Genomic DNA, 21,216 nt, shown 5'->3' on the forward strand with positions numbered 1-21,216 from the left:
GCATGAAACTCACATTCATAAAAGGATTTCTACTGGCAACCCTGGCAGTAGCTTCTGTTTCCTGTAAGGACGACCTTCAATACGGGCCGCTCGTTCGGGACAACCGCCCGGCAGTTCCGGTAACGTTTTCGAACGCAGTAACCTACGGTGGTAACCCGTTCATTGAGGTTTCTCAGGCCGGAGCAGCGCCAACGATCACGTTTACCCTCTCGATTCCAGCCAGTACAGGACGGACCATTAGGGAAATCACCACCGTAGCAGGGGGCGGTACGGGGGTCAACGCAGCATCGCTGAACACGGCTGCGGCCAAGATCAACACAGCCCCTATTGCGGGTAACGGAACAACGGCTACATTCACAATGTCGCTGGCTGCCTTCCGGACCAAGTTCCCAACGGTGCCGGCCACGCCGACTGCCGCCGGGTTGGCTCCCCGCGAGATCGCTTTTATCTTCCTTGTCACGCTGGATGATAACACCCAGATTGTTACGCAGCAGGTACGAGCGCGTGTTCTGGCTTAACGATCCTGATCGTACAGACAAAAAGCCCTCTGAGCAATCGGAGGGCTTTTTCTTTACGTAATGAATGGACAAAAAGCGAATAAAACGGTTATCTTATCAGTAAAGTACGGGGATGCTGAGGTTTGCCTTTTTACCAGTGCATACCCTACTAATTGACTTGTACACCTGATCCGCTATTGATGATGAATTCCCGAATTGCCGGTGTTGGCCATTACCTGCCCGACCGGATTGTTCCCAACGAGGAGATCGCCCCCGGAATGGACGTGAGCAGTGCCTGGATTGAAGAGCGTACCGGCATCCGCGAACGGCGGTTTGCCAAAGCAGGTGAAGAAACGCCTACGACGATGGGGGCCATTGCCGCCCGCATCGCTATTGAACGGGCGGGCATCACACCCAACGAAATCGATTTCATTGTGTTTGCCACCATGAGCGCCGATTATTTAGTTCCGGGTTGTGGCGTGTTGTTGCAGCGCGAACTGGAAATCACCCAGACCGAAATTGGTGCCCTCGATATCCGCAATCAGTGTTCAGGATTTCTGTACGCCCTGTCGGTAGCCGACAAGTTCATCAAAACCGGCACCTACCGCAATATTCTGGTTGTGGGGGCCGAGCGCCAGTCGTGTAACCTCGATTTTTCGGCGCGTGGCCGTGATGTGGCCATGCTCTTTGCCGATGGTGCCGGTGCCGTCGTGCTACAGCCAGCCAGCCAGCCCGACCAGGGCATTCTGTCGACCCACCTGCATGCCGACGGTACCCATGCCGAAGAATTATCGATCATCAATCCAGGCAGCCACGGTAAGTATCATTTCAAAAAATACAAACCGCAGTACCTCAACGCCGAAAACGATTTCGTGCATAAGAACGATGGCCCGTTTGAGCCGGGGTATTTGTACACAGGTGTATTTAAAGGATTTCTGGTCATCAAGAAAGCATTCGAGAAGTTTCCGGCCGTTATCCGCGAAGCTGCCTGCGCCAACCGCCTTACAACCGATAGCATCGACCTGTTTGTCTTGCACCAGGCCAACCTACGTATTCTGGAGTACGTACAGCGCACGATGAACATTCCCGACGAAAAGCTCTGGAACAATATTCAGCACTACGGCAATACCACTTCAGCTTCGGTTCCTATTGCCCTCAGCGAACTTTGGGAAGCGGGTAAAATTCAGGAAGGACAGCTACTTTGCCTGGCTGCGTTCGGCAGTGGCTTTACCTGGGCGTCGGCGCTGATTCGCTGGTAAATTTACCGAACGATCGGGTGAGTGCAGGCGTGAATCAGTACTTTCGTCTTTCTCTTTTTACTCATAGCACGCATGGAAGTTGGAGATACATTTACTTACCGCTATCATTTCTCACAGGAGAATGTCAACACGTTTGCGGAACTGACCGGCGACGACAACCCGCTTCACCTGGATGCGGACTATGCGGCCACCACGCCTTTTAAACGGCCCATCATGCATGGCATGCTGAGCGCAAGCGTATTTGCGCGGGTATTTGGCCGAAATTTTGGAGGGACGGGGGGCGTACATCTGTCGCAGTTACTGGAATTTGTCCGGCCCATGTATCCCGACACGGACTATGAAGCCCGTTTCGAGTGTAAAAGCATCGATACCAGACGCCACACGGCCGAAATCACCTGTACGGTAATCGACCCTGCCACCGGCAAAGCGACCCTGCGCGGGACGGGCGTTGTGCTTCACAAAGAGATGTTTGTGTGAGATTGTTCGTCGCCGACATCTACCGACAGTCCGTGTCAGGTGAGGATGAGCTTCACGCAGGCTACCCCTACCCCAATTGCCAGCAGATACCGCAGCGTGGGCACGGCAAAGCGATGGCTTCCAAAATAGCCACCCAGTAGTCCACCAGCGAAAGCGGCTGCAATCCAGCTATACAGCGACGGGTCGGGCGCGTAGCCCTTACTCAGCAACCCGAACAGGCCCGACAGGGAGTTGACAAAAATAAACAGCGCGGAGGTGGCGGCAACCTCCTTCAGCCGTGCCCAGCGCAACAGCAGCATCAACGGGCTTAGAATGATCCCCCCCCCAATACCGATCATGCCGGACAGCAAGCCAATGACCCCGCCCGTCACCAGACCTGCACCCAGGGGTACCGACCTGGTCTCCTCCTCCTGGCCACGGATGGTCCAGACGAGCCGGACAACCACCAGCAACAGGCAGGCCGCCAGCAGCTGCCGGTAGAGCGTATCACTCAACGGAATTTTAGCGCCAAGGAATGCCAGCGGTACGCTGGCCACGGCAAACGGCCAGAATTTCTCCCATTTAAAATAACCCGCCCTATAAAACTGGATGAAGGAAACTGTTGAGACAAACAGATTCAACAAGAGCGCCGATGGTTTCAGCAACATCGGCGCGACCCCGAACAGCGCCATCGTAGCCAAATACCCACTGGCCCCACCATGTCCGACGGATGCATACACAAAACCAACCGCGAAGAGGCAGATCAGAAAAATAAATGGGTAATCCATACAGTAAATAGGCGGTGACTGATTAGTAGGTTCCTACCGAAAGCATAACGAGTGTACAGGCATCAATAGGCTCAATGCCGTCGCTCCGTAATTGTCGGGCAAACTCCGGATTTTCGGCACCAGGGTTGAAAATGACACGCCGGGGCTTCAGTTGGCGTATGTACGCATAAAGATCAGGTTGATTTTTGGGACCAACATACATCGTTACGGTATCGATATTCGTCAGGGGCGGTTGTCCCGTCTTAATGGGTTGCCCTTCGATGTTTCCGTTGCGCAGTCCCAATAGCTCAATGGCATGGCCACGTTGCAGTAAACTGTATGCAGCCCGGTTGGCATAACGTCCCCGGTTTTCGGTGGCACCAATAATGAGCGTTTTTTTCTGTTGAATACTATCCATATACGTCGATGTTGATGACAAACTACCGCTTTTTACCGCAGTCAAGTGTACTAACAACGTAGTGCGTGTACCAGTTTCTTCGGCTCAGGAGAGGGTTGTTGAATTTTAATCCAACAAAAGTCATCTTTTTAGTAGGCCTTTTCAAGGCGATTTACGTTTTTTGGGGCTATGTATCTATGTATCAAAGCGACTACATCTGTTTTTACAATTTTTTGTGCAATATCCTCTAACTATTTTGTTTTACCTTTGTTAAGGAATAGTTAAACAGACTATCACTTCACAGCAAGTATATTTCCAATAATAAATCGAACACATAATTCTTTCGGCCCATGATGGACAAGAAAAACCAGAGCTTTTGGCATGAGAAATGGACACCGATTGTGTTTGAGGGCATCGAAAATCCACCTCGCTATGATATTTCCAACTATGGTCGTCTCCGTAGTTTCCAGTCTGCAGCAACCGCCAAATCAGGCGCAGCGGCTGCCAAGTCAGATGGTACGTTAATAAAAGGATCTGTCATTCAGGGTTATCGTTCACTCAACATTCGGTCGGGTGGCAAAACACTTAACCGCTATGTTCACAAACTAGTGGCCGAGTATTTTGTGACTCGTCAACAATCCGAACAAACCTTCGTGATTCATACAGACCACGATAAGCTGAACAACATCTTCAGTAACCTGCAGTGGGCCACGAAGGATGAAATGATTGAGCACAACAGGAACAATCCCAATCTAAAAAATCGCCCGATTGCCCAGCGAACCCGCAATTATAAGTTGACGGAGAGCAAGGTAAAGATCATTAAGAAACTACTGCGTAACGACAAGAACCGGCTGAAGATGATAGCCAAGCAGTTTGGTATTACACATACACAACTGAACCGTATTCGGTCGGGAGAGAACTGGAAACACGTAACGATCGACGATGAACCCTTTCGGGAAAAACCGAGCGGTTTCGTGGCTACCCCTTTTTTTGAGTGATGTTTGAGACTGTACGTTCAGCCGGTTGGGACTCCCGACCGGCTGATTTGTTTATAGCCTGACCAACAGCTTGCATCCTGCGAAAATTGAGTTGTCCTACTGGTTAACGGGTTTCTCTCCGGACGGCACGGTCACACTGGACAAGGGCAGCGACAGGAAAAAAGATGTGCCAACGTTATCGACCGTTTCGAACCAGATACTACCCCCGGCATGTTCGACTCCGCGCTTGGCGATAGCCAATCCCAACCCCGACCCACCCCGCTTGGTACTGAAATTAGGCAGGAATACCTTCGTTCGAATGGCTTCGGGAATACCCGAGCCGTTGTCGTGAATCTCGATCTGGACTTCCTCATCCCGGGTGTAAAGCTTTAGATTGATCGACGGTTTTCGGCCCAGGGGCACCGACTGAATACCGTTGATGAGCAAGTTAGTCAGGATGCGACCCATCAGTTGACGATCGCCGATAACCATTACCGGTCCAGTTGCGATCTGCCGTTGCAGGGTGATTCGGGTATCGTCGGCATACAGATCGGCCGCTTTGTTCAACACACCGGTTACCTCAAATACTTCATTTCGAGGCAGAGGCATCTTGGCAAAATCGGAGAACGATGTGGCAATATCGCTCAGGTTGTCGATCTGGTCCAGCAGCGAGTCGAAGGTGCGCTGAATGACCCGATTGCGGGCCACTTCGTTGCTTCCGCCCGAACCACCGTCGGTAGCGTTGCCCTTGGGAAAGGTTCGCTGTAAATGCTGAAGCGTTAGTTTCATGGGCGTCAGCGGATTCTTGATTTCGTGGGCAACCTGCTTGGCCATCTCCCGCCAGGCCGACTGTTTTTCGTTCTGGGCGAGGGCCTTCTTGCTTTCTTCCAGGTTGACCAGCATCCGGTTATATTCCCGAATCAACAACCCGATCTCATCATCGGAACGCCACGGCAGCGGGTCATTTGGCCGGTCGAGGTTGGTCTTACTGATCTTCTGCGTTAGCAAACGCAGCGGCTTGGTGAGTATGTTCGAGGCAAAATAGGACAGAATCAAAAAGAACAAAAACAGACCGGTGAAGATGCTCAGGGCCGATGCAATTACTTCAATAATCTGCCGGTCGAGTTCGGGTCCGGCGTAGAAGTACGGAATGCTGAGAATGCCCAGCAGGCGCCCATCATACGATTTTATGCCGGCATAAGCCGTTCGATACTGTTTGTTGCCGAGGGATTCGTTGAGCAGGATTTGATTTTCCTTATCCTCGATAACCCGGATATAGGCTTCGGGATTGATACGCTTGGACAGATGCCCATTCTCATACATCAGCGGGCGGGTAGAGGTGTAGAGCCGCCCCTGGGTGTCGAATAAATTGATGTCGATGTCGGCATCGCGGGCAATCTTACTCAACTCCTCCTCCATTGAGGCCTTACTGCGCTTTTTGGCTTCTATGTGTTCATCCATATACGTCAGAAAGTTGGCGGCAATATTCCGGGTATTGCTGATATAAGTATTCTCCTGATTCGTAATGTAGTTGGAGCTGATGACGCTCAGGATAATAACAATGACCAGAAGCAGCGGCAGGAAGAACGCAACGTTTAGCAGGATCTGAATACGGGTCGAATAATTGACGCTGAACTGAGAGAACCCGTACTTGATGGCGTAGCCGCTAATAACCAGAATGACAGTCAGAACGAGCAGCAGGTATAGAAACGAGAAATTGGAAAAGATATTCCGGAATGGGTACTCGGCCGATGAAACGACGACGATCCGCCCATCGCGCCCCCGCTGCGCTACATGCTGATACCCATATGCCGACACCCCATCGAGAAAAATCGCCGGATCGGCCAGCAAGGAGGGCGGCATTTTCCGCTCGTAGTTATAACTCCCCGTACTGAAAAGCAACCGGTGCCGTAATCCACTCAGGCCCGTTGTTGTATCGACGACTGGCTGAGCGGGTCGCTGCGACCGGGGAGGTTGCCCGTTGAAAATGGCGTAACTGTACTCCAGTGCGTTTGGGTTCTGGCTGAACTTGGTATCGACCAGCAACTCGGGATATACACTCGTTGGACGCTCACTGCGCAGCCGCAGATCGAGCACCACAAAGCCGATTGTGTCGGGTCTGGTAGCCGCAGGCGACACGATAGGGCGTGGCTGGTGAATGGCAATGAAGCATACATATTGCTTGATGAACTGATTGCCGACTTCATTGATAAAAAACACCCCCGGATATTTTGTCCGGAAGTTAGGCCGACGGTACCGATTGCTGAGGGTTGTCAGCGTTATGGCGTTCTGACTCACGTCGAGGGGCCGTCCGTTAGCCCGGAAGGATGACACATCGATGTCGTACTTATCGACATACTTATCCAGGTGCAGCATTTTGACCCGTTGCTGAATCCGCTCTCGTACCAGCAGCGTGTCCGATTGTAGGGTACGGGCAATTTCGGTATCCTCCGTAATGGACTCCTGCGCTTTACTCATCAGGAATTCGCCAAACTCATCGTTTTCGGCCAGCAGTTGTTCACCAAACTCCCGCTCATAAGCCAGTTGTTTCCTGATTTCCTGATTGTAAACGACATAAGCCGTCGTTACGGCAAAGATGAAAGCCGCCATAAACAGGTAAATAGACGTTTTGTAGCGGAACGTGTAGAGCGTCTTTGTAAACCGGCCGATGTAGGTCAGGAGAAAATAAAGTCCGTTGAGCAACAAAATGCATTCCAACGGCCAGTCGAGCAGGGTAAAGAGTCCAGCGGCTACACCTGTACCCAGCAAAATCAGTAACACACCCCGGCCTGGCTTTTCCAGTTTATTGTACCGCAGGAAGAGGCTCGATAACAGGTGAGTGAACAGGAAATAGACAAAGGCTATTGCGACAAAGACCAGCAGACACACTATTTTCAACAGCGAGAACCGGATATTGAGTGTAATATCGAGGGTAAACTGCGACTTCTCGTAGATGTTGTTCAATTCATCGTAGCAGCGGTTGAACACCACATAACTCAGCACAACACAACTGACGGATAGTATCGGCCTGACCCATTCGGGCAAACGTAGCAGAAAGCCGTAACTCTGGCTGCGGTAGTAATGATTGACCCAGTAAAAGGCCAGCACAGCTAGCACAACCGTATTCAACAGCAAGTCGCCCAGGGATGGTACCAGTATCGACGACGCGTAGAATTTGGAGTTGAACAGATCAGATTCAACGAATAGAAAAGGCACACCAAAATACAGCATCAGTCCCCTCAGGAGAATGAGGTAGGCCGCCAGCCAGAAAAACCCCCATTCATAGGCCCGCCTGCGTTTTAACAGTGCTATCGACTGCAACACGTAGAGTCCAAGAAAAACAATACCCAGCGACGCTAGTATAACGGTATTGACAGGTATCGAGTGATCCCGGTAAGCGTCGACTTTGGGTGGAACAACGGAGAACAGAAATACCGGTGTATTATCGTAAATAGCCTGAAATGTATTTTTACGCTGATCCGTAATGGCTGCCGGGTCCAGCGCAAACAACGAACTGTTATAGCCTGATTTAAGATATACATTGTTGTTCTGATAAGATCGGTATACATTAACCAGCGAGAACACATCCAGATTCTCCGCATTCCTGACCACCCGTTCGTGACTGACAATATATTGGCCCTGCGCAAAATCTACTAACCGGGCATGGGTTACCGAAGCGATCTGGCTGTAATCAGGTATAAACCGGTGGTCGGACCAAAACAGTAACTGGCCGTTCCGGAATACGAAGTAAGGATATTGAGTCGGGAGGCTTAAGTCGACGAACGAAGGATTGGACTTCTGTACGAGCAATGACACCACATCGTGTAACTCCTTCGTACTAATCCGCATTTCAGCCTTGACGCGTTCCTGGATGGTATTTATATACTGTTCATCGGTAGCACTGGGGGCATTTCGTTCCAGAACAAAGTAGCAAAGCACCGACAGACTGACCGAGAGCGCAGCCAGCATCAGAAAAATATGTCGTTCAATATGCTTCACAATACCAGATTGAAAGGAGGAGGTTACGGCAAATGGACCTAAAATCGTGCCAGATTTGGCCTGCCGACCAGAGAATCCATTTGGCGATCAACGAATTGTGGAGCGTAGTTATGGGTAAGCCGGGTAACGTGCCTTGGTCAGCCCGCTATTTGTCGACCGTGTAACCGCCCGTTTCGTAGCCAATTTCGGCTCCCAATACGTAGAGTAAATGTTTGCGGTCGATAATGACACGAACCCCGTCAACGTTATACACTTCGTCGGCCGGACCGGGCATGTCAAATCCTAGTAACCATGACGATCCACAACCGCCACCCCGCACCCCTACGCGCAGGCCATATTCGGCGGGAATTTTATTGGCGCGGAGTGTGTCCAGGATCTGTTGCCGGGCTTCTAACCGGACATGGACGGGATTGTCGAGCATAAAAAAAAGTGAACGGTATGTACTAAACACGGTTCACTGTAAAATTATCCATTTTTACCCAACATTATTCGCCCGCTATGGAGCTGTTAAGTGATTTCCTGAAGTTGATCGTACCAGCAGGTCTGGTCCTGTATGGCATGTATCTGACCGTCAAATTGTTGTTGGAGCGCGAGGCCGACCGACATCGTTACGAGGTTAAAAATCGGTATACCGAAGCCGTCGTGCCGGTGCGATTGCAGGCCTACGAGCGGATGGTATTATTCCTGGAACGCATCAGCCCCAACAATCTTTTGCTGCGGCTGGGTGGCAGTTCAACCACCGTACTGGAGTTTCAGCAGCGATTGTTACAGGAAATCCGGGACGAGTATAATCATAACCTCTCGCAGCAGGTCTACATGAGCCAGGCAGTGTGGGATCAGGTTCAGGGGGCCATGAACGAGGTGATGACGCTCATCAACCAGGCCTCGGGCAGCACCCGCCCCGACGCACCCGCCCTCGAACTATCGAAACGCATTTTCGAGCGAATCATCGAAAAAGACAAGCTCCCCACCACCGACGCGCTCAAAGCCTTGAAGGAAGAAATTCAGGCAATGTTTATGTAAGAGCAGTCGTAAGGTGTAGAAGTCGTAAGAGTCGTAGGTCGTAGAAGTCGTAAGTGGCTGACGCGGGCTTGTTGCTCTCGCGTCAGCCACTTACGACTTCTACGACCTACGACTCTTACGACTTCTACACCTTACGACTTCTACACCTTACGACTTCTACACCTTACGACTTCTACACCTTACGACTTCTACACCTTACGACTCCTACACCTTCCACGACTCCCTTCAAAACACAGCTGCCGACAGGGTCATTGCCTTTTGAAACGCTTCCTGATTGACAGGCGGGGTAAGACCCGCTTCGGAAAGCGTCCTGATTATTTCTTCTGTAGGTAAGTTACCGGTCAATTCATCGGCGGCCATAGGACAACCACCGAAACCACGTAAAGCGCCATCAATGCGCTGAACTCCCGCCCGAATAGCCGCCCGTACCTTGTCAGCGGTTTCGCCGGGCCGGGTGTGCAGATGCGCGCCAAACTCGACCGCCGGAAACGCGCTGATCAGGGACGTGAACAGCGTTTCGATGGCGTCGGGTGTCGATGTCCCAACCGTGTCGGATGGCGCAATGATGCGAACTCCCAGCTGCACCAGCCGGTCGCTGAAATCGACCACCCGTTCAGGGCTGTATGGATCACCGTAGGGATTACCGAACCCCATAGACAGATAAACGACCAGCTCTTTCTCCGCCTGAACACACAGACTCTGAATAGCCGCCACGTCATCGAACGCCTGCGCCACGGACTTGTTCGTGTTGCGCTGCTGAAACGTTTCGGAAACGGACAGCGGAAAACCCAGGTACTGGATAGCCGGAAACTGGATAGCTTCTTCGGCCCCGCGTAGGTTGGCTACAATAGCCAGCAGTTTGGTATTGGTTCGGGAGAGGTCCAGCCCGGCCAGCACCTCCGCCGTATCGCGCAACTGCGGAATAGCTTTGGGCGAAACAAAACTACCGAAGTCAAGCGTGTGGAAGCCAACCCGCAGCAACACATTGAGGTACCGGATTTTAAGATCTGTCGGCACAAAATGCGGCAGACCCTGCATCGCGTCGCGCGGGCATTCGATGAGTTTCATCGCCGGATGGGTTGCGGCTGACGAGACAACACGGCCAGCACGATCATGACAGCCGCACAAATACCCAGGCCGCCGGCTTCGCGGGCCATCTCGATATTCATGCTCCGCATACCGACTTCGCTAAACAGAAATCCTTCAAAAACGGGTGGCCACTGGTACACCGCTGCCGCTACGTAAAGCACAGCCATACCAGCCAGAAACCACCAGCGCGCCAGTCCTGCATAAGCCATCAGGCAGGCTACAGCGGCAAACCCGTATATAGGGATCCACACTTCCGGATCAGGGTCGTTATATTGAAAAGCGGCAAACAGGACAAACAGTAAGCCAAAAATGAGAGACAGCGTTTTGCGCATGGGTGAAAAAGAGTTGGTTGAGGAGTTGTATTGGTCGTAAGTCGTAGGAGTCGTATTGGTCGTAAGTCGTAGAAGTCGTAAGTCGTGAACAGGCATTAGCTACTTATGACTTCTACGACTTGTGACTTCTACGACTTACGACTGTTACGACTTACGACTGTTACGACTAACCCGTTTTTTCAGTCGCAATACTCAGCAACGGCGTTTGTGGCATCGGCATAACCCAGGTTACGCGCCTGTTTCAGACTCAGGCAACCACCTTCGCGCTCGTTCTGGAGCAGTTGGGAAAGTCCCAACCCATAAAAAGCCTTACCAAAGGACGGGTTCGCCTGAACAGCCAGTTTAAAATCGGCTGTTGCTTCAGCCAGCCGTTTCTGCTGAAAGTGGAGGTTACCTCGATTATAAAGAGCAAGCGCATTTTTAGGGTCCAATGAGATCGCCTGCGCAAAATCGGTCAATGCCGGCTGAATCTGATCTTGTGCGGCAAACAACTGTCCCCGGTTCAGGTAAATCTCGGCCGTAATTCGTCGGCTGGTGTCAGGAGCCAGACGGATGGCGTCAGAATAATCTTTCAATGCGCCGGTCAGGTCATTCTGGGCTACTTTGAGCAGGCCCCGGTTATAATAGGGCCGGTAAAAGTCAGGAGCCAGTTTGATAGCCTGGTTGTAATCCAGGGCGGCATTAGCGTAATCTTTGAGTTCGAAGTAAGCCACTCCCCGCGAGTTGAAGGCTTCCACATTATCGTCATCGGCCTCCACGGCCTGGTTCAAAACCTGTACAGCTTCTCTAAATTTACCTTCTTTTAAGTAAGTTCTTCCTTGTGCTACATACTGATCTGACGATTGGCAGGCGCTGATAATGAATAAAATACAACAGAAAATGAATGTGTAACGCTTCATGGTTTTTTGTTTTCCCATCAAAGGTACGGGCGAAATTTGGTCGTTTGGCTAACATTTACGTAACTTTGCATTGGCAAATCGGTGCTACCAGCTCCTGCTGAATCCCCCAGGTCTTGACCGAAGCAAGGGTAGGTGGTCGTAGCGGTGAGACATTGGTTTGCCATTTTTTATTTTAGGCCGGTTCCGGCGAATTGGCGTAGGCCGCCCCGCCGTTCTTTTTAGCGGTTTGTGCATGTTAGCTGTATCGGTCCGCTAAATTCCTGACCTCTCTCATGGACCTGCTTACTCAATTGACTGCATCCTACGAGGATGCGTTTCAAACTACCCCCTTACTCATCTGCTCCCCCGGTCGCGTCAATCTCATTGGTGAACATACCGACTACAACGAGGGATTTGTACTTCCGGCTGCCATCGACAAAGCGATTTACCTGGCCGTTGGCGTACGTACCGACGATGCGATTCACCTCATTGCCCACGACCTTAACGAAACCCATACCAGTTCGCTCGGCAACCTCGTTCCAACTCATACCTGGGCCGACTATATCCTTGGCGTCGTGGCTCAGTTTCGGCTGGCAGGCCATCAGTTGGGGGGCTTCAACTGCGTCTTCGGCGGGACTATCCCGATAGGAGCCGGCCTGTCCTCATCAGCAGCGCTGGAGAACGGCGTTGGCTTTGCGCTCAACGAACTTTACCAGACCGGTTTGGACCGGCTTACCCTGCTGAAGCTCTCCCAAAAAGCCGAGAACGATTTCGTGGGCGCTAAAGTCGGCATCATGGACATGTTTGCCAGCATGATGGGGCGCGCCGGGCACGTGATCAAGCTCGACTGCCGGTCACTCGATTATGAGTACGCCCCGTTCAGTATGGATAATATCCGCATCGTCCTTTGCGACAGTCAGGTGAAGCACTCCCTGGTAACTTCGGAGTATAACACGCGCCGGGCCGAGTGCGAATCCGGCGTTCGATTCCTGAAAATATTCTATCCTGAAATCAACAGCCTGCGCGACGTGACCATGGCCATGCTGGACCTGCATCTGCGCGACACCCAACCCCTGATCTACCGTCGCTGCGCCTATGTAGTCCAGGAAAACCAGCGTCTGCTCGATGGGGTAGCCGCCCTTGAAGCCGATGACCTCGCTACCTTTGGCCAACTGATGTACGGCTCACATGAAGGGTTGAGCCAGTGGTACGAAGTGAGTTGCCCCGAGCTGGACACCCTCGTCGGTATAGCCCGTCGGCAGCCGGGTGTGCTGGGTGCCCGCATGATGGGGGGCGGCTTTGGCGGGTGCACCATCAACCTGGTGCGTGAAGATGCCCTGGACGCGTTTATGGCAGTCATCACGAAACAATATAAGGCCACTACTGGCAAAGATACGTACATTCACGTCTGTAAAATTGAGGACGGGACCCACTTGATTAACCCAACTGTTCACTAAAATCTCCGCTTAGCCGTTAGACAGATTCTATGTTTACAAGCCATTGTCTGGCGTTGCAGTCCCTCCATTTATTAACTTAATTCGACCATGAAATTTTTTATTGACACGGCTAATCTGGCCGACATTCGCGAGGCTCAGGATATGGGTATCCTCGATGGCGTAACAACGAACCCTTCGCTGATGGCTAAAGAAGGCATCACGGGTAAGGATAACGTTATGCGCCATTACAAGCAGATTTGTGAGATCGTAGACGGCGACATCAGCGCGGAGGTCATTTCGATCAAGTTCGACGAAATGATCATTGAAGGCGAAGAGCTGGCCGAACTCGATGAAAACATCGTGGTGAAGGTGCCAATGACCGGCGATGGGGTTAAAGCCATCAAATATTTCTCCGAAAAAGGCATCCGTACCAACTGCACCCTGATTTTTTCGGCCGGGCAGGCCTTGCTGGCGGCCAAAGCGGGAGCTACCTACGTATCCCCTTTCGTAGGCCGTCTGGACGATATTTCGACCGACGGTATGGCGCTGATCGAGCAGATCGTAACGATCTTCACGAATTACGGATATGCGACCGAGGTACTGGCCGCATCGGTGCGCCATCCAATGCACGTTATTCAGTGTGCCGAAATTGGTGCTGATGTTATTACAGCTCCACTGAGCGTTATCAAATCATTACTCAATCACCCCCTCACCGACAGTGGCCTGGCCAAATTTCTGGCCGACCACGAGAAAGCAAACCTGCCGGTGAAACAGTAAAGAAGTCATAAGTCGTAGAAGTCATAAGTCGTAAGTAGTCAATACAAGCAAACACCTGAATATTAACTACTTATGATTTATGACTTGTGACTTTTACGACTTTTGACTCCTTTTCACCTTATCCAGTTTATTCATGTTCTCCAGCGAACCCGTTCTTACTCTCGAACACGCCGATATCTATCAGGGCCAGAAACTAGTCCTGGGTGATGTGTCATTTCAGATCAATAAGGGTGATTTTGCTTATCTGATTGGGCCTACAGGCAGTGGTAAAACATCGCTGCTTAAAACCCTCTATGCCGACTTATGGCTTCGGAACGGGAAAGGGTACGTGGCGGGCTATCCGCTCGATGCGCTCAAGCCCCGCGACGTGCCGCAACTGCGCCGGAAAATCGGCATTGTTTTCCAGGATTTTCAGCTGTTCTTCGATCGTACCGTTGAAGACAATTTAAAGTTCGTTCTGAAAGCGACGGGCTGGAAAGACAGAACCGAAATGAATAACCGCATCGCCGATGTGCTGATGCAGGTAGGGCTGGGAACGGCTCAGAAAAAGATGCCCCATCAGCTATCGGGCGGTGAGCAGCAGCGGGTTGTTGTGGCCCGCGCTATGCTAAACGAACCCCAGATTCTGATCGCCGACGAACCGACGGGCAATCTCGATCCAGCCGTATCGGATCAGATCATGAAAGTATTCCAGGCCATCAACAATGCGGGCACTGCCGTTCTGATGGCAACCCATAACTACGACCTTCTTAACAAGTACCCGGCCCGTGTCCTGCGCTGTCAGGATGGGCAGGTGATAGAATTGGTCGGGTAAAAAGGAAGGAGGGGTAAAAGGGAGTAAAGGGAGGAGGGGGACGAAGGGGAAGAGGGATTGGACCAGCGTCCTCCCCCTCTTCCCCTTCGTCCCCCTCCTCCCTTTACTCCCTCCTCCTATACTTTCGCTTTCAGGTACGAGAACGGAATAACCATCTCTTCGAGCGACACGCCCCCGTGCTGGAAGGTGTTTCGGTAGTGATTGACGTAGTAATTGTAATTGTTTGGATAAGCGAAGAAGTAGTCTTCAAGGGTAAAGACATACGCAGTCGACACGTGCGGCTTAGGCAGGAACAACCGCTCCGGCTTACGACCAACAAACAGGTGATTATCATCGAACCCTAAGTTCTTACCCTGTTTGTAACGCAGATTCGTATTCGTTTCGCGGTAACCAACAATCTTGGCTGGTTTCTGCACCCGGATCATACCGTGGTCGGTCGTAACAATGAGCCGTCCCCCTTTGGCAGCCACCTTCTGGATGAATTCCAGCAGGGGCGAGTGCAGGAACCACGACCGCGTAATTGACCGGTAAGCCGACTCGTCAGGAGCCAGTTCCTTGATCATCGCCATATCCGTACGGGCATGGCTCAACATATCCACAAAGTTATACACAACCACGTTCAGCTGGTTCTGTAGCAGGTTGTTGAAGTTATCGACAAGCGACTTCCCCTGGCCCACATTCAGAATCTTATGGTACGACATTTTCACGTTCAGGCGGCTCTGTTCGAGTTGCCGACGCAGGAATTCGTCTTCGTGGTTGTTCAGCCCTTCATCTTCGCTATCATCGTTGACCCACAGGTCGGGGTGCTTGCGTTCCATTTCGCTCGGCATCATACCGGAAAAGATGGCATTTCGTGCAAAACCCGTTGTCGTTGGCAAAATAGAGTAGTACGATGACTCTTCTTCTACCGTGAAGTATTCCGACAGCAGCGGTTCAATTATCTTCCACTGGTCATACCGCAGGTTATCGATGAGCAGGAAGAAAAGCGGTGCTTCGCCACTTCCCCCATTCTGGTTCAATAGCGGGAACACTTTCTTACGCATCAGCTGGTGCGACATGATCGGGCTGTCCATCTTGGGATCGTTCAGCCAGTCTTCGTAATTGTCGATCACGAACTTGCAGAAGGTCGCATTGGCTTCGCTTTTCTGCATGTTCATCACCTCCAGCATACTTTTATCCTGCGAGGTATCGAGTTCCAGCTCCCAATAGATGAGTTTCTTGTATACATCGGCCCATTCCTCATACGTCATGCGGTCGTTATACTGCATTGAGATATTCCGGAAATCCTGCTGATAGCCAATGTTGGTCCGCTCGGTTACGAGCCGTTTGTTATCCAGGATTTTCTTAACCGACAACAGGATCTGGTTGGGGTTGAGGGGCTTGATGAGGTAATCGGCGATTTTGGAGCCGATGGCTTCTTCCATGATATGCTCTTCCTCACTCTTGGTGATCATGACCACCGGCAGGTTCGGCCGCAGCTGTTTGATCTGAGCCAGGGTTTCCAAACCGGTCATGCCGGGCATCATCTCATCAAGAAATACAACGTCGTAGTTCGTCTGCTCAACTTCATCGAGCGCATCGGCTCCGCTGTTGACAGAGGTGACATCGTACCCCTTATTTTTCAGAAACAGAATGTGGGGCTTCAGGAGATCGATCTCATCGTCGGCCCATAGTATCGAATAATTTTGCATAAGTTCTCTATTGGGAAAATGTACCAGTCTGCCACGATACCCAGCGGCCAGACAAACAGAAAAACCGCTGTTAGTTAAACAGCAAACGTCCGCTTCTGTTCGGACGGTTCGGATTTAAGCTTTTTTAACAAGGAAGTCAGTTGATCAGTTAGTGAGTTGGTGAGTCAGTCAGTGGCGGACGCAAAACCCAACTGACTGACTAACCGACTCACCGACTCACCAACTGATCAACTGACTGACTAACCAACTCACCGACTGACCAACTGCTTGACTGTTTCCAGATCTTCGGGCGTATCGATGCCGTGGCTGTCCAAGTCGGTTATGACGGTACGAATTCGATAGCCATTTTCGAGCCAGCGTAACTGTTCCAGACTTTCGGCTTTTTCGAGGAGCGAGGGCGGCAGTTGGGTGAGTTGTGCCAATACATCGGTCCGGTAGGCATACAAACCAATGTGTTTGTAATAGGTATGACTGGCTAACCAGGCGTCAAGCGGCTGGCCACGCAGATACGGAATTGGCTGCCGACTAAAATACAACGCTTCGCCGGTAGCGCTTAGTACAACTTTCGGGGTGTTCGGATTTTGTAGCGTCTGCGGGTCGTCGATGACTTTAACAAGCGTTGCCAGTTCCGTTACCCCGTCCAGCACCGACGTCAGCATGTCGATCTGGCGCGGCTGTATGAAGGGTTCATCACCCTGGATATTAACGACATAATCAGCCTGAACCCCTAATTGTTGCAGGGCTTCCTGACAGCGATCGGTACCACTCTGGTGATGCAAAGAGGTCATGACCACCTCGCCCCCGAAATCGGCAACATGCGCCCGGATTCGTTCATCATCGGTAGCGACCACTACGCGGCTGAGCGAAAGAGCCTGTCGGGCCTGCTCAACGACACGCTGAATCATACTTTTACCGTTGATGTCGACCAGTGCCTTTGCCGGAAATCGCGTCGATGCGTAGCGGGCAGGAATGATTCCGAGAATAACCACTTTTACTGAAAGTTGATTTGAGGCTGTAAAGTAAACGGAAAGCAATGAAAAACCGTTTTGGGAAAAAGCAGCCGTATTTTACCCTAATTTTACATAATAAGCCTCGAACAGGTGGCAGGTCGGGAAACATCCCACCCTTTTGCGTCTGCAACAACCCATGAAAAATTATTTGATTCTACCCGCTTCTCTGCTTTTGTTAAGTGGCTTTGCTCATGCCTCACCGGCTCCTCTCCGGTTACCAACACCTGACTCCGCGCCCGTTGCCGACTCTATCGGTATCGAGAAAAAAGATGGCAAACGATTTATCCTTCACCGTGTTGATCAAGGGCAGACACTCTATTCTATTGCCCGACGCTACGGCCGTTCGGTAGCCGATCTGAAAGCGGCTAACCCCAACCTTGGCGAGTCGATGCGCTACGATCAGGTCGTTCGAATTCCAATTCCTGCCGGAGCCCTCAGCCGAAAAGAAGTAAAAGCGATCGATAAAGCCATTCGCAAGGAAGAGAAACAGGTCGACCGGGAAGCCAAGATCAATAATTCGGCCAATGCCCCCGCAGCAGCACGGGCAAAAAAAGCCGAAGACCCGGCGCGGGCCGGTATCCACGTGGTTGAACCGGGTCAGACACTCTATAGCTTAGCCGTTCGTTATGGGGTTCCACAGGCCGATGTGCGTAAATGGAATAACCTGTCTAACGATAACGTACTCATTGGGCAGGCCCTGATCGTATCTGAAAAAGCGTACCAGGACCGCATTCCCACGCCAGCGCCTGCCGTGGCTAAATCCGATGCGCCGGAACGGCCAGCGCCCGCCAGGCCAGCTGAAACAAAACCCGCATCGACCAGCCGCTCCGACTCAAAACCAAATCGGCCCGCGCCCCGCACCCCCGATGAGCCGGTAGCCGAAAACCGCCGGACCGAAACGCCGGTCACGCCGGAGCGGACCACTACTCCGACGGCCACACCGCCCCCGGCTTCGACCAAACCCGCCGATGTAGAAGTCATTGAGTTGCCGCGCCCCGGCAATGACGCGCCCATGCCCACACGCGGCCGGCGGGTATCGAGCAGTGGCGTGGCGGAGATGATCGAAGGAGCCGACGGGTCCGGCAAGTACCTGGCTCTTCACCGTACAGCACCCATCGGCACCCTGGTTCAGGTGCGTAACGAGTTCAACAATCAGAGTTTATGGGTGAAGGTCATTGGTCGGTTGCCCGACACCGGGGTCAACGATAAGATCCTGGTCAAACTCTCGGCGCAGGCCTTCGCGAAACTTTCGCCCGACGACCGGCGTTTCCGGGCTGAGGTCAGTTACATTGTTCGGTAAGAAACCCCGTTATGGAAAAAGAAACGAAAGAAGCGCGTATTGCCCGACGTCATCAGGAGCGTGATGCCCGCATGAAGGCATCGCCGGGCTACAAAACCTTTGCGGTCATGTTTACACTGGCCTACCCGTTCATTGCGGTGTTTACCTTCGTTATGTCGGCGATTCTGGCCGTTTTCTCCGGCGTTTCCCGGGCCATGGCTTGGGTCGTCAGTGGAGGAGAGAGCCGATAAAAATGACGCAGGAACGAAACCTCCTACCGGGTACTTCCCAGGAGTTGATACACGAGTTTCTGGATACAAAGGCCGATTTTTACAATCGGCCTTCATTTATTGAGCGTGACCCCATCAGCATCCCGCATCGGTTCAGTCAGAAACAGGACATCGAAATTATGGGGTTCTGGTCGGCAGTGCTGGCCTGGGGACAACGGCCGGTGATTCTGAGAAAGGCGGCTGAGCTGATCGAACACATGGACGGAGCGCCATACGATTTCGTCCGAAACCACCAGGAGAGCGATCTTAAGCGTTTCCTCGCCTTCAAACACCGCACCTTCAACACAACAGACGCGCTGTATTTTCTGCACTTCTTCCGCCAGTATTACCAGACAAACGACTCGCTGGAAGATGCCTTTCTGGTATCGCCCGATAGCGGCTTTGCTGAGACAGGGTCTGACAGGCCAGAGACGGTCGAGTCGGCGCTGGTTGTTTTTCATGACCGCTTCTGCTGCGACCCGTTCTTTCCTTCCCGGACCCGGAAGCACATTGCCACACCGGCCCGCAACTCATCCTGCAAACGGCTGCTGATGTTTCTGCGCTGGATGGTTCGGCAGGACGATCGGGGTGTCGATTTCGGGGTATGGACACGCCTGCATCCCAGCCAGCTGGTTATCCCCATCGATGTACACGTTAACCGGGTCGCGCGCCTGCTGGGGTTGCTTACCCGCCAGCAAACCGACTGGAAAGCAGCCATGGAGCTCACCGAAACCCTGCGCCAGTTTGACCCCGCCGACCCGGTCCGCTATGATTTTGCGTTGTTTGGCCTGGGTGTCGAAGGTGAGTTATGAGCGGACTCATCCAGGGGTTCGCGGGTGATCTGTTCACTCGCTTCTACCTGGCCGAACGCTACCTGCATTTTGGCCCGATCGAAGGCTTTTTCGTTATTCGCCAGCCAGATCGTGGCCACCCCATTGCCAATAAAATTAGTGATACTACGTGCTTCCGACATAAACCGGTCTACGCCCAGCAGTAGCGCCAGACCTTCGATCGGAATTGCTTTCACCGCGGTCAGTGTGCTGGCCAGTACCACAAATCCACTACCTGTTACCCCGGCCGCTCCCTTGGAGGTTACCATGAGTATGCCGATTATGGTCAGCATCTGGGTAAGATCGAGCTGCACATCAAACACCTGCGCCAGAAAAATGGTCGCCATCGACAGGTAGATCGTAGTACCGTCGAGGTTGAATGAGTAGCCCGCCGGTACCACCAGCCCCACCACCGACCGGGCGCAGCCCATACGCTCCAGCTTCTCCATCAGCGAGGGTAAGCCCGCTTCGGAAGACGACGTGCCCAGTACGATCAGTAGTTCCTCGCGGATGTAGCGCAGAAACTGCCACAGGCTAACGCGGCATGAACGAAGGATCAACCCCAGAATGCCGAAGATAAATATGGCCATCGTGGTATATACGGTACCCATCAGTTTGGCCAGCGGCAGCAGCGTTCCCAGCCCGTATTTGCCAATGGTATAGGCCATTCCGCCGAATGCGCCGATGGGTGCCAGCAGCATTACTTTATGCAACCCCCAGAAAACGTAGACCGACAGCTTATTCATCAGGACAACGACGCGCTCACGGCCGCTGTAACGGCTGAGCAGGATACCCGCCACAATGGCCGCTACCAGCACCTGTAGCGTGACATTATCCAGAAAAAACCTGACCCAGCTAAATTCAGTAGCCCCCTTTGTGTATTTCGAAATGTCGCCCCCCTTCAGTTGCGCTGTCGATACCCCGGCACCGGGTTCAATGATATTGGCCACTACCACACCGATCAGCAGTGCCACCGTCGTAACAACTTCGAAGTAGAGTAATGCCTTGGCCCCCACCTTGCCTACTTTTTTCAGGTCCCCCATGCTGACGATGCCGAGCGCAATCGTCAGAAAAATAATCGGGCTGATAAAGAGCTTGACGATACTGATAAAAAAGCCGCTTAAAAATTCACTGAATGTAGCACCCAGCGTAAGCTCCTGCCCCATGAATCGGGCCTTGAGTGGAGCATCCAGAATGGGTGCCAGTGCTAAGTCGGGCCTGAAGTGGCCCAGCAATACGCCCAGTGTAATGGCCGTCAGTACCCAGAACGTCAGGTTGGTAAGCAGTCTTTTCATGGAGATAATCAGGTCGGCAGATGGATGCAACAGTCCAGCAAGATAGCTATTAGCCGCGTAATCAGGGTCCAAAATGGCCACATTAGCTAAGTTGCGCGAACAAAATCATAGCCCGGCCGATTACTTAAACGTACTAACCTA

21 protein-coding genes are annotated in these 21,216 nt (G+C 52.2%); 11 read left to right on the forward strand and 10 right to left on the reverse strand.

The features are described from left to right. The first annotated feature begins 2 nt into the window (after positions 1 to 2). The 3 genes from FH603_RS07515 (at position 3) to FH603_RS07525 (ending at position 2,233) form a co-directional block, all read left to right on the forward strand. On the forward strand, positions 3 to 518 hold the full coding sequence (locus FH603_RS07515; RefSeq protein WP_186736849.1) for a hypothetical protein: 516 nt from the start codon (positions 3 to 5) through the stop codon (positions 516 to 518). A gap of 179 nt (positions 519 to 697) precedes the next feature. Next, positions 698 to 1,756 carry a 3-oxoacyl-ACP synthase III family protein gene (locus FH603_RS07520; RefSeq protein WP_186736850.1) on the forward strand — a complete coding sequence of 353 codons (1,059 nt, stop codon included), beginning with the start codon at positions 698 to 700 and terminating at the stop codon, positions 1,754 to 1,756. Between the two features lie 72 nt (positions 1,757 to 1,828). After that, a complete protein-coding gene (locus tag FH603_RS07525; protein ID WP_186736851.1) occupies positions 1,829 to 2,233 on the forward strand; it encodes a MaoC family dehydratase in 405 nt (134 codons plus the stop codon). A gap of 35 nt (positions 2,234 to 2,268) precedes the next feature. Here the strand turns inward: FH603_RS07525 and FH603_RS07530 are convergent, their stop codons facing one another. Together FH603_RS07530 and FH603_RS07535 are read right to left on the reverse strand one after the other, a co-directional pair. After that, the gene (locus tag FH603_RS07530; protein WP_186736852.1) at positions 2,269 to 3,000 is read right to left on the reverse strand and encodes a sulfite exporter TauE/SafE family protein; all 732 of its coding nucleotides are present in this window, start codon (positions 2,998 to 3,000) and stop codon (positions 2,269 to 2,271) included. A 22-nt stretch (positions 3,001 to 3,022) separates the two neighbouring features. Then, the gene (locus FH603_RS07535; RefSeq protein ID WP_186736853.1) at positions 3,023 to 3,397 is read right to left on the reverse strand and encodes a CoA-binding protein; all 375 of its coding nucleotides are present in this window, start codon (positions 3,395 to 3,397) and stop codon (positions 3,023 to 3,025) included. A 329-nt stretch (positions 3,398 to 3,726) separates the two neighbouring features. Here FH603_RS07535 and FH603_RS07540 point away from each other — a divergent pair, with 329 nt between their 5' ends. Further along, complete coding sequence (locus FH603_RS07540; RefSeq protein ID WP_186736854.1) at positions 3,727 to 4,374, forward strand: NUMOD4 domain-containing protein; 648 nt, start codon at positions 3,727 to 3,729, stop codon at positions 4,372 to 4,374. Between the two features lie 96 nt (positions 4,375 to 4,470). On the opposite strand, the gene FH603_RS07545 is transcribed toward FH603_RS07540, so the two are convergent. Together FH603_RS07545 and FH603_RS07550 are read right to left on the reverse strand one after the other, a co-directional pair. Next, entirely contained in the window at positions 4,471 to 8,352 is a 3,882-nt protein-coding gene (locus tag FH603_RS07545; protein ID WP_186736855.1) for a sensor histidine kinase, read from the reverse strand. A 145-nt stretch (positions 8,353 to 8,497) separates the two neighbouring features. Next, positions 8,498 to 8,773 (reverse strand): iron-sulfur cluster assembly accessory protein, encoded by a 276-nt coding sequence (locus tag FH603_RS07550; protein ID WP_186736856.1) that lies wholly within the window; start codon positions 8,771 to 8,773, stop codon positions 8,498 to 8,500. Between the two features lie 77 nt (positions 8,774 to 8,850). Here FH603_RS07550 and FH603_RS07555 point away from each other — a divergent pair, with 77 nt between their 5' ends. Further along, positions 8,851 to 9,375 (forward strand): DUF7935 family protein, encoded by a 525-nt coding sequence (locus FH603_RS07555; protein ID WP_186736857.1) that lies wholly within the window; start codon positions 8,851 to 8,853, stop codon positions 9,373 to 9,375. A gap of 225 nt (positions 9,376 to 9,600) precedes the next feature. On the opposite strand, the gene FH603_RS07560 is transcribed toward FH603_RS07555, so the two are convergent. From FH603_RS07560 to FH603_RS07570, 3 genes are all read right to left on the reverse strand, one after another. Beyond that, positions 9,601 to 10,443, reverse strand: coding sequence for a hydroxymethylglutaryl-CoA lyase (locus FH603_RS07560; RefSeq protein ID WP_186736858.1), 843 nt, complete (start codon positions 10,441 to 10,443; stop codon positions 9,601 to 9,603). Continuing rightward, complete coding sequence (locus tag FH603_RS07565; RefSeq protein ID WP_186736859.1) at positions 10,440 to 10,796, reverse strand: transmembrane 220 family protein; 357 nt, start codon at positions 10,794 to 10,796, stop codon at positions 10,440 to 10,442. The genes FH603_RS07560 and FH603_RS07565 overlap by 4 nt, the downstream gene beginning before the upstream one ends. A gap of 179 nt (positions 10,797 to 10,975) precedes the next feature. Further along, positions 10,976 to 11,713, reverse strand: a complete 738-nt coding sequence (locus FH603_RS07570) for a tetratricopeptide repeat protein (RefSeq protein WP_342355212.1) — start codon at positions 11,711 to 11,713, stop codon at positions 10,976 to 10,978. Positions 11,714 to 11,967: 254 nt separating this feature from the next. Here FH603_RS07570 and galK point away from each other — a divergent pair, with 254 nt between their 5' ends. The 3 genes from galK to FH603_RS07585 all read left to right on the forward strand — a co-directional run bounded on the left by galK (position 11,968) and on the right by FH603_RS07585 (position 14,701). Further along, the gene (gene galK, locus FH603_RS07575) at positions 11,968 to 13,131 is read left to right on the forward strand and encodes a galactokinase (protein ID WP_186736861.1); all 1,164 of its coding nucleotides are present in this window, start codon (positions 11,968 to 11,970) and stop codon (positions 13,129 to 13,131) included. 87 nt (positions 13,132 to 13,218) lie between these two features. Continuing rightward, complete coding sequence (gene fsa / locus FH603_RS07580; RefSeq protein ID WP_186736862.1) at positions 13,219 to 13,887, forward strand: fructose-6-phosphate aldolase; 669 nt, start codon at positions 13,219 to 13,221, stop codon at positions 13,885 to 13,887. A gap of 133 nt (positions 13,888 to 14,020) precedes the next feature. Beyond that, entirely contained in the window at positions 14,021 to 14,701 is a 681-nt protein-coding gene (locus FH603_RS07585) for a cell division ATP-binding protein FtsE (RefSeq protein ID WP_186736863.1), read from the forward strand. A 116-nt stretch (positions 14,702 to 14,817) separates the two neighbouring features. Here FH603_RS07585 and porX read toward each other — a convergent pair whose 3' ends face one another. Both porX and kdsB read right to left on the reverse strand, forming a co-directional pair. Then, the gene (gene porX, locus FH603_RS07590) at positions 14,818 to 16,392 is read right to left on the reverse strand and encodes a T9SS response regulator signal transducer PorX (protein WP_186736864.1); all 1,575 of its coding nucleotides are present in this window, start codon (positions 16,390 to 16,392) and stop codon (positions 14,818 to 14,820) included. 248 nt (positions 16,393 to 16,640) lie between these two features. Next, positions 16,641 to 17,381, reverse strand: coding sequence for a 3-deoxy-manno-octulosonate cytidylyltransferase (kdsB, locus tag FH603_RS07595; RefSeq protein ID WP_186736865.1), 741 nt, complete (start codon positions 17,379 to 17,381; stop codon positions 16,641 to 16,643). A 157-nt stretch (positions 17,382 to 17,538) separates the two neighbouring features. Here kdsB and FH603_RS07600 point away from each other — a divergent pair, with 157 nt between their 5' ends. Genes FH603_RS07600 through FH603_RS07610 form a run of 3 tightly spaced genes read left to right on the forward strand, consistent with a single transcriptional unit; the run spans position 17,539 to position 19,762 of the window. Next, complete coding sequence (locus FH603_RS07600) at positions 17,539 to 18,702, forward strand: septal ring lytic transglycosylase RlpA family protein (RefSeq protein WP_186736866.1); 1,164 nt, start codon at positions 17,539 to 17,541, stop codon at positions 18,700 to 18,702. 11 nt (positions 18,703 to 18,713) lie between these two features. Further along, positions 18,714 to 18,932, forward strand: coding sequence for a hypothetical protein (locus tag FH603_RS07605; RefSeq protein WP_186736867.1), 219 nt, complete (start codon positions 18,714 to 18,716; stop codon positions 18,930 to 18,932). A 2-nt stretch (positions 18,933 to 18,934) separates the two neighbouring features. Beyond that, a complete protein-coding gene (locus FH603_RS07610) occupies positions 18,935 to 19,762 on the forward strand; it encodes a TIGR02757 family protein (protein ID WP_186736868.1) in 828 nt (275 codons plus the stop codon). Here the strand turns inward: FH603_RS07610 and FH603_RS07615 are convergent. After that, entirely contained in the window at positions 19,717 to 21,075 is a 1,359-nt protein-coding gene (locus FH603_RS07615; protein ID WP_186736869.1) for a cation:dicarboxylate symporter family transporter, read from the reverse strand. The two genes, FH603_RS07610 and FH603_RS07615, sit on opposite strands and share 46 nt — an antisense overlap. Positions 21,076 to 21,216: the final 141 nt, after the last annotated feature.

This window comes from Spirosoma utsteinense (genome assembly GCF_014282275.1).
GTDB classification, from domain to species: Bacteria; Bacteroidota; Bacteroidia; order Cytophagales; family Spirosomataceae; genus Spirosoma; species Spirosoma utsteinense.